At 74.5% G+C, this 13830-nt stretch carries 10 protein-coding genes; all 10 read right to left on the minus strand.

Annotated features, from left to right (window positions below; genetic code table 11):
- Positions 1–1138, minus strand: a 1138-nt coding sequence (gene ftsZ / locus E1291_RS31435) for a cell division protein FtsZ (RefSeq protein WP_242614493.1), incomplete at its 3' end; no start/stop codon positions are given.
- Positions 1139–1668: 530 nt separating this feature from the next.
- Positions 1669–2511: a cell division protein FtsQ/DivIB gene (locus tag E1291_RS31440; RefSeq protein WP_131741712.1), complete on the minus strand. Its 843-nt coding sequence runs from the start codon at positions 2509–2511 to the stop codon at positions 1669–1671.
- A gap of 84 nt (positions 2512–2595) precedes the next feature.
- Positions 2596–4032: a UDP-N-acetylmuramate--L-alanine ligase gene (gene murC, locus E1291_RS31445; protein WP_131741713.1), complete on the minus strand. Its 1437-nt coding sequence runs from the start codon at positions 4030–4032 to the stop codon at positions 2596–2598.
- Positions 4029–5123 carry an undecaprenyldiphospho-muramoylpentapeptide beta-N-acetylglucosaminyltransferase gene (murG, locus tag E1291_RS31450; RefSeq protein ID WP_131741714.1) on the minus strand — a complete coding sequence of 365 codons (1095 nt, stop codon included), beginning with the start codon at positions 5121–5123 and terminating at the stop codon, positions 4029–4031. Before murG ends, murC begins: the two co-directional genes overlap by 4 nt.
- A 115-nt stretch (positions 5124–5238) precedes the next feature.
- Positions 5239–6495, minus strand: a complete 1257-nt coding sequence (gene ftsW, locus E1291_RS31455) for a putative lipid II flippase FtsW (protein WP_131741715.1) — start codon at positions 6493–6495, stop codon at positions 5239–5241.
- Between the two features lie 2 nt (positions 6496–6497).
- The gene (murD, locus tag E1291_RS31460; RefSeq protein ID WP_131741716.1) at positions 6498–7997 is read right to left on the minus strand and encodes a UDP-N-acetylmuramoyl-L-alanine--D-glutamate ligase; all 1500 of its coding nucleotides are present in this window, start codon (positions 7995–7997) and stop codon (positions 6498–6500) included.
- Positions 7979–9040 carry a phospho-N-acetylmuramoyl-pentapeptide-transferase gene (mraY, locus tag E1291_RS31465; RefSeq protein WP_131741717.1) on the minus strand — a complete coding sequence of 354 codons (1062 nt, stop codon included), beginning with the start codon at positions 9038–9040 and terminating at the stop codon, positions 7979–7981. Before mraY ends, murD begins: the two co-directional genes overlap by 19 nt.
- On the minus strand, positions 9037–10437 hold the full coding sequence (locus tag E1291_RS31470; protein WP_131741718.1) for a UDP-N-acetylmuramoyl-tripeptide--D-alanyl-D-alanine ligase: 1401 nt from the start codon (positions 10435–10437) through the stop codon (positions 9037–9039). Before E1291_RS31470 ends, mraY begins: the two co-directional genes overlap by 4 nt.
- A 2-nt stretch (positions 10438–10439) precedes the next feature.
- Positions 10440–11969 (minus strand): UDP-N-acetylmuramoyl-L-alanyl-D-glutamate--2,6-diaminopimelate ligase, encoded by a 1530-nt coding sequence (locus tag E1291_RS31475; RefSeq protein WP_131741719.1) that lies wholly within the window; start codon positions 11967–11969, stop codon positions 10440–10442.
- A gap of 80 nt (positions 11970–12049) precedes the next feature.
- Positions 12050–13783 (minus strand): peptidoglycan D,D-transpeptidase FtsI family protein, encoded by a 1734-nt coding sequence (locus E1291_RS31480; protein WP_242614494.1) that lies wholly within the window; start codon positions 13781–13783, stop codon positions 12050–12052.
- Between the last annotated feature and the right edge of the window lie 47 nt (positions 13784–13830).

The raw sequence follows: 13830 nt of genomic DNA on the forward strand, positions 1-13830 counted from the left end.
CGGCCTGCGCGACCGAGGGCTGGGCGGACGGCTGGGCGGCGGCCTGCTGCGCGAGCGTCTGGTGCGGTCCGGTGCCGACGGCGTCGGACCGGCCGACCCTGCTGGGGATCGGGTTGGACGGCGGGGGCGGCACCGGCCGGGGCGGCGGCGGGAGCTTCCTGGTCTCGGGCGCCGGGGCGGGCCGGCCGGCGGGGCCCTCGTCGAACCCCGCGGCGATCACCGTGACCCGGACCTCGTCGCCGAGGGCGTCGTCGATGACCGCGCCGAAGATGATGTTGGCGTCCGGCGCGGCGGCGTTGGAGACCAGCTGGGCCGCTTCGTTGATCTCGAACAGGCCGAGGTCGGAGCCGCCGGAGATGGACAGCAGCACGCCGTGCGCCCCGTCGATGCTGGCCTCCAGCAGCGGGCTGGAGATCGCCATCTCGGCGGCGGCGACGCTGCGGTCGTCGCCGCGGGCCGAGCCGATGCCCATCAGCGCCGAGCCGGCGCCGGACATGACCGACTTGACGTCGGCGAAGTCCAGGTTGATCAGACCCGGCGTGGTGATCAGGTCGGTGATGCCCTGGACACCGGACAGCAGCACCTGGTCGGCGGCCTTGAACGCGTCGAGCACGCTGACCTGCCGGTCGGAGATCGACAGCAGCCGGTCGTTGGGGATGACGATGAGGGTGTCGACCTCGTCGCGCAGGGTCTCGATGCCGGCCTCGGCCTGCATCGCGCGGCGCTTGCCCTCGAAGCTGAACGGGCGGGTGACCACGCCGATCGTCAGGGCGCCGAGCGAGCGGGCGATGTTGGCCACCACGGGGGCGCCGCCGGTCCCGGTGCCGCCGCCCTCTCCGGCGGTGACGAACACCATGTCGGCGCCCTTGAGGACCTCCTCGATCTCCTCCCGGTGGTCCTCGGCGGCCTTGCGGCCGACGTCCGGGTTGGCGCCGGCGCCGAGGCCCCGGGTGAGCTCGCGGCCCACGTCCAGCTTCACGTCGGCGTCACTCATCAGCAGCGCCTGGGCGTCCGTGTTGATCGCGATGAACTCGACGCCCTTGAGTCCCTCTTCGATCATCCGGTTGACGGCGTTGACGCCGCCGCCGCCGATGCCGACGACCTTGATGACCGCGAGGTAATTCTGCGGTGCTGCCACGACGAGGGGCCTTTCCGCTCGCTCTATCCGACCGCCCTGACCGGTCTGCCGACCGTGCCGCCGCGGTGTTCCTGACCTGATGTGCTTGCCGGGCGGGCCGCGGGCCGCTCCGTCCGGGGGACCGGACGGCCGAACCACAACCCTCACCCTCAACTTGAGGCTTACAGTTATGTCAACCTGAGGACTGATACGGACAGTAGGGCGGCCTTACCGCCAGGGTCAACTAACCTCCCCCGAACTCCACCGGCGTGTCGCACTGAGCCCGAGTTGCCCTGGTTGGTGAAGGGCATCACCCTTCACCCGCCGCCGCGCGCCCTCCCGTCGTCCTCATCGCCGCCGGCCGGTGCGGCCGTCCGTTCCAGCGTGCCCCATCGGACGGCCGGAATCGCCCCGACACACGCAACCGGTCCCGAACGGCACCGCGATCGCCCCTCCTCGGCCCCCCTCGCCCCGCCTCGGTCCGCTTCGGTCCCCGTGTCCGAGTCCCGTATCCGGGTCCGGGACGCGGGGGCGGAGCGCGGGGGCGGGGCTCATCGGGTCGTGACGACCTCGGGCGAGCTCACGTCGATGGCGCGCGCCGAGCGTCCCGCCGCGGTGCGCCGCAGCGCCTCGAGCAGCCGGACCTTCTCGCCCGTGCGCTCCACGCCGCCCCACACCACCGTCGGGCCGCCCGACAAATGCAGGGTCACCTCGTTCGGGCCGGTCGCGGCCACGTCGACGAGCCTGCTCCGCAGGCGTTCGGGCAGGCCGGTCAGCACCCGCAGCGCCGCGAGGGTCGCCGGGTCGGACGGGCCGGGCGAGGCGACGACCAGGCCGGGAAGCCCGCCCGGGCGGGCCGCCCCGTCGGCGACGGTGACGCCGTAGCGGTCGAGCCGCAGGTAGCGCCCGCCGCGGCCGAGCACCGCCACCGGGACGCGCTCGCGCACGACGATGCGCACGGTCGCGGGCCAGCGGCGCTCGATCCGGGCGGACTCGACCTCGCGGAGGCCCTCCACCCGCGCGCGGACCTCGCCGGCGTCCAGCCGCACCATCGGCATGCCGAGCCGGATCCCCGCGGCGGCCGCGACCCGGTCGGGGGTCGCCAGCCGGGTCCCGGCCACTTCGACGTGCCGCACCACGAGCAGGCGCGAGCCGAGGAGCACCCAGGCCACCGCGCCGAGCACGCCCAGGATCAGCAGCGTGACGAACGCCGCCTTCCATCCGCCCCTGCGGCGCCGCGGCGCGGATCCCGCTCCCCCGGCTCCGCCGGACGCGCCGTCCCGGGCTCCGCCGGGCGTCCGTCCGCCGTCCGCCGGGCCGCCGGGGGGCGTGCCGTCCGAAGCCGCGTCGTCTGGGGCCGCGCTCCCGCGCCGGCCCGTTCCCGCCTCGGTCATGGGACCAGCTTGGCAGCGACGGGCCCGCCGTCCGCCCACCGGCGGGGTTCCGGCGTGTTGGCCGCGGGCGAGCCGCCGGGCGGGTCAGGCCCCGGCGAGATGTTCGAGGACGAGCGGGCCGAGCTGGGTCACGTCGCCCGCGCCCAGCGTGATGACCACGTCGCCCGGCCGGGCGAGCCCGGCGACGGCCCCGGGGACCTCGTCGCGGGCGGGCACGTAGACGGTCTCGGTCCCGGCCGGGACGGCGCCGGCGACCAGCGCGCCCGTCACGCCGGGCTCGGGGTCCTCGCGGGCGCCGTAGACGTCGAGCACGATGGCGACGTCGGCCAGGCCGAGCGCCGCGCCGAACTCGGTGGCGAAGAACCGCGTGCGACTGTACAGGTGCGGCTGGAAGACCGCGACGATCCGGCCCGGGACGCCCGCGCCGCCGGCCCCCGCCTCGGCGGCCTTCTCCCCCACGTAGTCGCGGGTGGCCTCCAGGTCGGCGGTCAGCTCGGTGGGGTGGTGGGCGTAGCTGTCGAAGACCTCGACGCCCCCCGCCTCGCCCTTGCGCTCCAGCCGCCGCATCGCCCCGCCGAACGCGGCGAGTCCCGCGCGGACCGCGGCCTCGTCCGCGCCGAGCGACCGCGCGACCGCCACGACCGCGGCGGCGTTCAGCGCGTTGTGCCGGCCGGGGACGGCGAGCCGCACCTCGCCGACGCCCTCGATCTCGAAGCGCGAGCCGAGGCCGCGCGGGGTGAACCCGGTGACCCGCAGGTCGGCGCCCTCGGCCTCGCCGTAGGTGCGGACGGTCAGTCCCCGCGCCCGCGCCCGCTCGGCCAGGTCCATCGCGACCGGGTCGTCGGCGCCGGCGACCAGGGTGCCGCCCGGCTCGATACGTTCCACGAACCGGGCGAAGTTCTCCTTGACCATCTCGAAGCCGCCGTAGTTGTCGAGGTGGTCGGCCTCGACGTTGGTGACGACCGCGACGTGCGGGCTGTACATCAGGAACGAGCCGTCGCTCTCGTCGGCCTCGGCCACGAAGACGTCGCCGGTGCCCTCGTCGGCGCCGAGGCCGGTGGTGACCAGCTGGCCGCCGATGCAGTAGGACGGGTCGGCCCCGGCGTGCTGGAGCGCGACCGTCAGCATCGACGTCGTGGTGGTCTTGCCGTGCGTGCCCGCGACCGCCACGGCGCGGCGCCCCGCCATCAGCGCGGCCAGCGCCGCCGAGCGGTGCAGGACGCGCAGGCCGCGCTCGCGGGCGGCGACCAGCTCGGGGTTGCCCTCCCGGATCGCGGTGGACACGACGACCGTGTCGGCGTCGCCCAGGTGCGCGGCGTCGTGCCCCACGTACACCTTCGCGCCGAGGTTCCCGAGCTGGCCGAGCAGCTCGGAGTCGCGGGCGTCGCTGCCCGACACCGCGATGCCGCGGCGCAGCATGATCCGGGCGATGCCCGACATCCCGGCCCCACCGATCGCGATGAAGTGGACCCGGCCCAGCTCGCCGGCGGGCACGACCTCGGCGGGCCTGATCAGGCTCATCGGCCGGCGCCCGCCGCGCGGACCACGTCGTGCACCAGCTGCGCGAGCGCGACGTCGGCGTCCCGGCGGCCCATCCGCCCGGCGGCCTCGGACATGTGCGCCACGCGGCCCGGGTCGGCGAGGACGGGCAGCAGGTTCTGCGCGATCCAGTCCGGTGACAGCTCGGCGTTGTCGACCAGCATCCCGCCGCCCGCCGCCACGATCGGCTCGGCGTTCAGCTTCTGCTCGCCGTTGCCGATGGGCAGCGGCACGTACACCGCGGGGAGCCCGACGGCGGCCAGCTCAGCGCAGGTCATCGCGCCGGCCCGGCACATCGCCATGTCGGCGGCGGCGTAGGCCAGGTCCATCCGGTCGCAGTAGGGGATCGTGACGTACTGCGGGCCGCCGGACGCCGCCTCCGGCTCCTCGGTGTTCTTCGGCCCGACGATGTGCAGGACCTGGATGCCCGCCTGCCGGAAGTACGGCGCGGCGGCCACCGACGCCTGGTTGAGCGAGCGGGCGCCCTGCGAGCCGCCGAAGATCAGCAGCGTGGGCAGGTCGGGCAGCAGGCCGAAGTAGGAGCGGGCCTTGTCACCCATGGCCAGCCGGTCCAGCGCGGCGATCTCGCGGCGCAGCGGGATGCCGACGAACGTGGCGTTCGGCAGCGGGGAGTCGGGGTGCGAGACCGCGACGTGGTCGGTGAAGCGGGCACCGAGCTTGTTGGCCAGGCCCGGCTTCGGGTTGGCCTCGTGCACGATGATCGGCACCTTGCGCTTGCGCGCGGCCAGGTAGCCGGGGGTGGCGACGTAGCCGCCGAAGCCGACCAGGACGTCGGCCCCGGCCTGGTCGAGGACGGCCGCGGCCGCGTTGATCGCCCCGCGCAGCCGGCCGGGGACCGACAGCAGCTGCGGGGTCAGCGTGCGCGGCAGCGGCACCGGGGGGATCAGGGCGAGCTCGTAGCCGCGCTGCGGGACCAGCCGGGTCTCCAGGCCCCGTTCGGTGCCGAGGCAGGTGATGCCCACGTTGGGGTCGGTGCGGCGCAGCGCGTCGGCGAGGGCCAGGGCGGGCTCGATGTGTCCGGCGGTGCCGCCGCCGGCCAGGACAACCCTCATGCTCGTTGACAACTCCTCAGCGTGTTCGACTTGTCGGGTGCCGCGCGTCCCGCGCGCTGCGGCGCGCGTGCCGGCGGACGCGGGCGCCGGATCCTCCGGCATCCCGGAGGGGGGTTCAACGCCGTGCCAGGCCCAGCCAGCTTAGAGCCCTCACGACCGGTCCGGGACCCCGTGCGGAGAGTGCCTGCCGCGCACCGGGCTCCCGCTTGGCGAACGCCAGCAGCATCCCGAGCGCGACCAGGGTGGGAATGAGCGCCGAGCCGCCGTAGGACACCAGCGGCAGCGGGATGCCGGTGATGGGCAGCACGGCGATCACGGCGCCGATGTTGACGATGGCCTGGACGACCAGCCAGGCCGTCGCGCCCGCGGCGGCGAGCCTGGTGAACGGGTCCTTGACCCGGCGGGCGATCCGCAGTCCCGCGTAGGCGAGCAGCCCGAACAGGCCGAGGACGACGAGGGTGCCGACGAGCCCGAACTCCTCCGCGACGATCGCGAAGATGAAGTCGGTCTCGGCGTGCGGCAGGTAGTCCCACTTGGCGCGCCCCTCCCCGAGGCCGGTGCCGAACAGGCCGCCGGACGCGACCGCGAACAGCCCCTGGATGCCCTGGTAGTTGGTGGTGAGCCGGTTGCCGGAGGGATCCAGGAACCCGGTGAGCCGCTGCATGCGGTACGGCTCGACGACGATGAGGATCGACACGAGCAGCCCGATCAGCCCGGCGATGCCGAGGAACAGCCGGCCGGGGGCGCCGACGACCCACAGCAGCGCCAGGAAGATCGTGAGCAGCACCAGCGTCGTGCCGAGGTCGTTGCCCAGCATGACCAGCAGCACCAGCAGCCCCGCCGCGGGCAGCAGCGGCACCAGCAGCGGCCGCCACTCGGTGAGCTGCCCGAGCCGCTCCTTGCGGGCCAGCAGGTCGGCGCCCCACAGGACGAGCGCCAGCTTGGCCCCCTCGGACGGCTGGATCTGGAGCGGGCCGAGGCTGATCCACCGGGTCGCGCCGTTGACGTTGCGGCCGAGGCCGGGGATCAGCACCAGCACCAGCGCCACCAACGACAGCAGCAGCAGCGGGTAGGCCAGCGCGCGGAACGTCCGGACCGGCAGCCGCGACGCCACCCACATGCCGGGCAGGCCGATCGCCATCCACATGGCCTGCTTCTGGAACAGCGTGTAGGCCGAGCCCGTCGCCTGGAGCTGCTTGACGCTGGAGGCCGACAGCACCATCGTCAGGCCGAGCCCCAGCAGCATCACCGAGCAGCCCAGCACCAGGTAGTAGGAGGTCAGGGGGCGGTCGAGCAGCCCGACGGCGGCGGCGACCTGCTCGCGCGGCCCGGCGCGCCCGCTGGGCTCCTCCTCGGCCGGTACGGCGGTCATCGCTACCGCGGGTCCCCGGGGGCGCCCGCGCCGTCCCCGGTTTCGGGCGCGGCTTCGGGCGCGGCTTCGGGCGCGGTTCCGGTCCCGGACGCGGCCGCCGCCAGCCGGCCGACCGAGGCGATGAACGCCTCGCCGCGCGCGGGGTAGTTCGCGAACATGTCGAAGGAGGCCCCCACGGGGGCGAGCAGCACGGTGTCGCCGGGGCGGGCGAGGCCGGCTGCGGCGGTGACGACGCGGTCCATGGCCCCAGTGTCGGTGTCCGGAACGTCCACGACCGGGACATCGGGGGCGTGTCGCGCGAGTGCCTCGGCGAGCCGGTGCCGGTCGCGTCCCATCAGCACCGCGCCGCGCAGCCGCCCGGCGCAGCTGCGCACGAGGTCGTCGACGTCCAGGCCCTTGAGCAGGCCGCCCGCGATCCACACCACCGGCCGGTAGGCGGCCAGCGACGCCGCCGCGGCGTGCGGCTGGGTCGCCTTGGAGTCGTTGACGTAGGCGACGCCGCCGACGTCGGCGACGTGCTGGATGCGGTGCGGGTCGGGGACGAACGCCCGCAGCCCCTCCCGGACGGCCTCGGGCGGTACCCCGAACGCGCGGGCCAGGCCCGCCGCGGCCAGCGCGTTCGCCACGTTGTGCGGGGCGAAGGGGCGGACGTCGGCGAACGCGGCCAGCTCGGCCGCCTCGCTCGCCGGGTCGGCGGTGAACGCCCGGTCGACCAGCAGGTCCTCGACCACGCCGAGCTCGCCGGGGCGGGGCACCCGCAGGGTGAACCCGGCCCGGCGCGGCGCGTCCGCGCTCTCGGCGAGCGCCGTGGAGGTGGCGTCGTCGGCGTTGTAGACCGCGACGGTTCCCGGTGCGAAGATCTTGGCCTTGGCGCCGACGTAGGCGTCCATGCCGCCGTGCCAGTCGAGATGGTCGGGCGCGACGTTGAGCACGGTGGCCGCCGCGGGGGCGAGCGAGGCGGACCAGTGCAGCTGGTAGCTGGACAGCTCCACCGCCAGCACGTCGTACGGCCCGGTCACCGCCTCCACGATCGGCGTGCCGACGTTGCCGACGGCGAGGGCCTCGTGCCCGGCCGCGGTCAGCATGCACGCCAGCATCCGCACGACGGTGGTCTTGCCGTCGGTTCCGGTGATGGCGAGCCACGGCGCCGCCCCCTGGGCGGGCCGCAGCCGCCACGCCAGCTCCACCTCACCGATGATCTCGACGCCGGCCGCCGCCGCGGCGGCGAGCAGCGGCACGTCCGGCCGCCAGCCCGGCGAGGTGACGACGAGGGCGGTGCCCGCCGGGAGGGACTCCCCGTCGCCGAGCCGGACGGTCACGCCGCGGGACTCCAGCTCGGCGGCGTGCGCCCGCCACTCGGCGTCGTCGCGGGCGTCGACGGCGGTGACGCGGGCGCCGCGCCCGGCGAGGGCGCGGGCCGCGGCCCGGCCCGACACGCCGAGCCCGGCGACGCAGACGGGCAGGCCGTCCCAGGGGCGGGTGGTCACTTCTTCGGCATCCATTCCAGGTAGAACAGGCCGATGCCGATCGCGACGAACAGCGCGGACATGAGCCAGAACCGCACGACGATCGTGGTCTCGGCCCAGCCGGACAGCTCGAAGTGGTGCTGCAGCGGCGCCATCTTGAACACGCGTTTCCCGGTCATCTTGAACCCGCCGACCTGGATCATCACCGACAGGGTGATCATCACGATCAGCCCGCAGAGGATCGCGAGCAGGAACTGGGTCCGGGTGAGGATGGCCAGGCCGACCAGGACGCCGCCGAGGGCCAGCGAGCCGGTGTCGCCCATGAAGATCTTGGCGGGCGGGGCGTTCCACCACAGGAAGCCGAACACGCCGCCGAGGACGGCGGCGGCCACCACCGCGAGGTCGAGGGGGTCGCGGACGCTGTAGCAGTTGGGGGCGAGGGCGAAGTCGTAGCAGCTGTTGCGCAGCTGCCAGTTCCCGATGATCACGTAGGCGGCCAGCACCATGCCGGCCGGGCCCGCCGCGAGGCCGTCGAGGCCGTCGGTGAGGTTGACGCCGTTGGACATGGCCGCGATGAGCAGCAGCGCCCAGACGACGAACAGGTACGGGCCGATCGAGGGACCGAAGTCGCGCAGGAAGGACAGGTGGGGGTCGGCGGGGGTGATGTCGTAGCCGTTGGGGAAGTTCAGCGAGGCGACCGCGAAGACCACGCCGACCAGGATGATGCCGATCATCTTGGCGCCGCTGCGCAGCCCGAGGCTGCGCTGCTTGAACACCTTGATGTAGTCGTCCACGAACCCGACCAGGCCGAGGCCCGTCATCAGGAACAGCACGAGGACGCCGGAGACCGTGGGGGCGTCGCCGGTGACCAGGTGCGCCGCCGCGTACCCGACGAGCGAGCCGACGATGAACACGGTCCCGCCCATGGTGGGGGTACCGCGCTTGGTGAGGTGCGCCTCGGGGCCCTCGTCGCGGATCATCTGGCCGTAGCCCAGCCGGTTGACGATCCGGATCCACACCGGCGTGCCGACCATCACGAAGATCAGCGCGATCCCGGCGGCGATGATGATGTTGGTCATCGGCCCGCCTCCGCGCCGGCGGCCCGGCCGTCCAGCAGCGCCGCGGCGACCCGTTCGAGCCCGGCCACCCGGGAGCCCTTCACCAGCACGACGTCTCGCGGCCGGAGCCGCTCGCTGAGCGCGGTCACGGCCGCGCCGACGTCATCCACCTGTACGCACTCTCCCGTCCATGAAGCCACCCGCGCGGCTCCTTCGGCCATCGCCGCCGCCTTCGCGCCGACCACGACGAGGCCGGCGACGCCGCTCCGCGCGGCGTGCTGTCCGATCTTGGCATGTTCCGCGGCGGAGGCGGCGCCCAGTTCGGCCATTTCCCCCAGGACGGCGTACGCGCGCCGGCCGCGGGCCAGGTGGGCGAGCGTGTCGAGCGCCGCGGCCGTCGACTCGGGGTTGGCGTTGTAGGCGTCGTTCACCACGGTGACGCCGTCGTCCCGCTCGGTGACCTCCATCCGCCACCGGCTCACCGGATCCGCCTCCGACAGCGCCGCCGCGACCGCCGCGAGGCCGAGGCCCGCCGCCCGCGCCGCCGCCGCGGCGGCCAGCGCGTTGGGCACGGCGTGCGCGCCGTGCAGCCGCAGCGCGACCGGTGCCGTCCCCTCGGGGGTGACGAGGGTGAACCGCGCCCGGCCCTGCTCGTCGAGCGTCTCGTCCTCGGCGCGGACGGTCGCGTCCGCCGCGCGGCCGAAGGTGACCACGCGGCCCGGCGTGCGGGCGGCCATCGCGCTCACCAGGGGGTCGTCGGCGTTGAGGACGGCGGTCCCGTCCGGCGGCACCGCCTCGGCCAGCTCGCCCTTGGCGCGGGCGATGGCCTCCTTGCTCCCGAACTCCCCCACGTGCGCGGTGCCGACGTTCAGGACCACGCCGACGTGCGGCGGCGCGATCCCGGTCAGGTAGGCGATGTGGCCCGCGCCGCGGGCGCCCATCTCCAGCACCAGGTACCGCGTGCCCGCGTCGGCGCGCAGCACGGTCAGCGGCAGCCCGATCTCGTTGTTGAACGAGCCCGGCGGCCACACGGCGGGGCCCGCCCGGCTCACGACCTGCGCGATGAGGTCCTTGGTCGAGGTCTTGCCCGCCGACCCGGTGACCGCGATGACGGTGGTGCCGGGGAGCCGGGTGAGGACGCCCCGGGCCAGCCGCCCGAGCGCCTCCTGAACGTCGTCGACGACGACGGCGGGCCCGTCCACCGGGCGCCGCGCGAGCACCGCGGCGGCGCCGGCGCCGAACGCGGCCGGCACGAACGCGTGCCCGTCCGAGCGCTCGCCCTGCAGAGCCGCGAACAGCGCCCCGGGCTCCACCGCCCGGGAGTCGATGACCACGGGCCCGGTCACCACCGTGTCCGGATCCCCGTGCGGAGAACCTCCGGTGATGTCCGCGATCGTCGACAGCGGAAGTGGGATCACGCCTACGTCCCGTCCCCTCTTCTCTCCTGTTGGAGGCGTCGCAGCGCCGCGCGGACGACCTCGCGGTCGTCGAACGCGTGCACCTCGCCGGCCACGTACTGTCCCTGCTCGTGCCCCTTGCCGGCGACGACCAGGACGTCGCCGCGGCGGGCCCGGCGCACGGCCAGCCCGATGGCGGCGGCGCGGTCGGGTTCCACCACGATGTGGGCCCGGTGCGGCTGCGGCACCTTCAGCCCGCCCTCGACCATAGCGGCGAGGATCGCGAGGGGGTCCTCCGACCGCGGGTTGTCGTCGGTGAAGTACGCCATGTCGGCGAGCCGGGCCGCGGCCTCGCCCATCAGCGGCCGCTTGCCGCGGTCGCGGTCGCCGCCGCAGCCGAGCACCACCGTCAGGGTCCCCTCGGTGACCGGGCGCAGCGCGGTCAGCACCGCCTCCACGGCGCCGGGCTTGTGCGAGTAGTCGACGAGCGCGACGAACTCCTGCCCCTCGTCGACCCGCTCCAGCCGGCCGGGGACGCCCGGCAGGTCGCCGACGCCGCGGACGGCGGCGGGCAGCGCGATGCCCGCCTCCACCAGCGCGACGATCGCGGCGAGCGCGTTGGCCACGTTGAACGGCCCGGCGAGCCGGACGGCGGCGTCGGCCTCGACGCCGCCGGGCCCGACGACCCGGAACACGCTGCCGTCGGCGCCCACGCGCACGTTCTCGGCCCGCCAGTCGGCGGCGGGGTCACCGGTGGCCGAGAAGGTCGTGGTCGGCACCGTGGCGATCTCCAGCAGCTCCCGGCCGTAGTGGTCGTCGAGGTTGACCACGCCGACCCGGGAGTACTCCGGCGTGAACAGCCGCGCCTTGGCGAAGAAGTAGTCCTGCATCGTCGGGTGGTAGTCCAGGTGGTCCTGGGACAGGTTCGTGAAGACGGCCACGTCGTAGCGCGCCCCGCCGACCCGTCCCTGCGCGAGGGCGTGGCTGGACACCTCCATCGCCGCGGCCCCGACGCCCCGCTCCCGCATCATCGCGAACAGGGCGTGCAGGTCGGTGGCCTCGGGCGTGGTCAGCGAGCTCGGCACCCGCTCGTCGCCGACCCGGATCTCGACGCCGCCGACCAGGCCGGTCCTGAGCCCGGCGGCGCGCAGCCCCGCCTCCAGCAGGAACACGGTGGTGGTCTTGCCGCTGGTGCCGGTGGCGCCGATGAGCAGCAGGTCGCGCGCGGGCTCCCCGTACACCCACGCGGCGGCGTCGCCGAGCCTGGCGCGGACCCCCGCCACGGCCAGCACCGGCAGGCCGGTCGCCGCAGCCCGGTCGTAGCCGTCGGGGTCGGTGAGGACCGCCGCCGCGCCGGCCGCCGCGGCCTGGGCGCAGAACTGGGCGCCATGGGCGCTGGCGCCCGGGAGCGCCGCGTAGAGGTCGCCGGGCCGTACCGCGCGCGAGTCGTGCGTGATGCCGGTCACCGACACCTCGGCCCAGCCGCCCTGCTCGATGCCGAGGAGCGCCGCGAGCCCGTCGAGCGGCCGGGCCGGATTGGTGGTGGGGCGCATGACGTGTCTTTCGTTGCGAGCGGAACGGGAAGATCGGGCTACGGATCGTGAACTCACGGCGAGGAGGGTACTCGGTACCGTCAGCCCCCGGCGTAGATCTTGACGATCGGCGGCCTGCTGCCCGTCGGCGGGATCTTCATCGTCTGCAGGGCGAAGCTCATCACGTCCTTGAAGACGGGAGCGGCCGCATCGCCACCATAGTGGCTGCCCCGCTTGGGGTCCTGCACGACGACCTGGACGACGAGCCGCGGGTCGTCCGCGGGGGCGAACCCGGCGAAGGAGGCCGTGTAGCCGCCGTCGGTGTAACAGCCGCAGGCGGGGTTGACGCGGTCGGCGGTGCCGGTCTTGCCCGCCACGCGGTACCCGGGGATCTGCGCCTTCGGGGCCGTGCCCTCCGGCGTGGTGACGCCCTCCAGCATGTCGCTGATCTGGCGCGCGGTGGTGGCGCTGATGACCTGCCGGCGCGGCGGCTGCGGCGCCGGGGTGAACCGGTCGTCCGCGCCGACGGTGCCGGCCACCAGCGTCGGCGCGACGCGGACGCCGCCGTTGGCGATGGTGGCGTACACGCTCGCCATCTGCACGGCGGTCACCGAGACGGTCTGGCCGAACGAGATCGGGTAGCGGTCGGTGCCCGACCACTGGTCCGGCGGCTTGAGCAGCCCGGCCGTCTCACCCGGGAGCGGGAGGCCGGTCTTCTGGCCGAACCCGAAGTCGCGCAGCGTCTGGTAGAGCTGCCGGCCCTGGCCGGAGATGCGCTCGCTCGCCAGGATGGTGCCGACGTTGCTGGACTTGGCCAGCACCCCGGCGAACGTGAGGTTCTCGGTCGCGTGCGGGTGCGAGTCGTGGAAGACGCGGTCGTATCTCCTGATCTGGTACGGGACGGTGAACGGCGTCTCGGGGCGGACCCCGCCCTTCTCGATCGCGGCGGCGGCCGTGATGACCTTGCCGGTGCTGCCGGGCTCGTAGGAGTCCTGCACCAGCGGGCTGCCCCACCGGTCGGGGTCCCTGGAGTAGCGGTTCGGGTCGTAGCCGGGCGCCGAGGCCATCGCCAGCAGCCGGCCGGTGCGCGAGTCCATGACGATGACGGTGCCGCTGCGCGCGCCCGACGCCCTGACCTGCTTCTCGATCGCCTGCTGCGCGGCGAACTGCAGGTCGAGCATCAGTGTCAGGCGGACGCCCGTGCCGGGCACGGACGGGCGCTTCTGGTCCTCCCCCATGGGGATGTGCTGGCCGTCGCGGCTGATCTCCACCCGCTGCCAGCCCTCGCGCCCGGCGAGCATGTCGTTCAGGGAGTGCTCCAGCCCGGCGGCCCCGTCGCCCTGACCGTTCACGAATCCTATGACGCCCGCGCCGAGCGAATGGTTGGGGTATTCGCGGCGGTACTCGGGAAGAGTCCCGATTCCGAGGAAGCCCCAGGAGGTGATCAGCCTGGCCTGATCGGGCCGGACGCCGTGCGCGATGTAGGCGAACCGGCTCTTCGACCTGCCGAGCACCTTCAGCACGGCGGCGGGGTTCAGGCCGAGCACCGGCGCGATCGCGCCGGCGATCGCCTGCCGCTTCTCCGGCTTGATGATGTACGGGTCGGCGAAGATCGCGCGGGCCTCGACCGTGACGGCCAGCGACTTGCCCTGCGCATCGGTGATCGCGCCGCGCACGGCGGGCAGGTCGATCCGCTGGAGCCGCTGTTTCATCGCCTCCGCGGTGTACTTGCCCGACTCGATCGTCTGGAGCTGGACGAGGCGCCCGGCGAACAGCGACAGCACGAACGCCACGACGAGCAGCCGCCCGATCTCTCCCGGCACCGACACCGGCACCGGGTCCTCGATGGAGACGAGCAGCCGCCCGTCGGCGTCGTAGAGCC

This window comes from Actinomadura roseirufa (assembly GCF_900659635.1).
Classification (GTDB): domain Bacteria; phylum Actinomycetota; class Actinomycetes; order Streptosporangiales; family Streptosporangiaceae; genus Spirillospora; species Spirillospora roseirufa.

Excerpts from the sequence above, each read along its gene's own strand:
- E1291_RS31440 (WP_131741712.1), bottom strand. The coding sequence starts at position 2,511 with ATGACCGAGGCGGGAACGGGCCGGCGCGGGAGCGCGGCCCCAGACGAC.
- murC (WP_131741713.1), bottom strand. The coding sequence starts at position 4,032 with ATGAGCCTGATCAGGCCCGCCGAGGTCGTGCCCGCCGGCGAGCTGGGC.
- murG (WP_131741714.1), bottom strand. The coding sequence starts at position 5,123 with ATGAGGGTTGTCCTGGCCGGCGGCGGCACCGCCGGACACATCGAGCCC.
- ftsW (WP_131741715.1), bottom strand. The coding sequence starts at position 6,495 with ATGACCGCCGTACCGGCCGAGGAGGAGCCCAGCGGGCGCGCCGGGCCG.
- murD (WP_131741716.1), bottom strand. The coding sequence starts at position 7,997 with ATGGATGCCGAAGAAGTGACCACCCGCCCCTGGGACGGCCTGCCCGTC.
- mraY (WP_131741717.1), bottom strand. The coding sequence starts at position 9,040 with ATGACCAACATCATCATCGCCGCCGGGATCGCGCTGATCTTCGTGATG.
- E1291_RS31475 (WP_131741719.1), bottom strand. The coding sequence starts at position 11,969 with ATGCGCCCCACCACCAATCCGGCCCGGCCGCTCGACGGGCTCGCGGCG.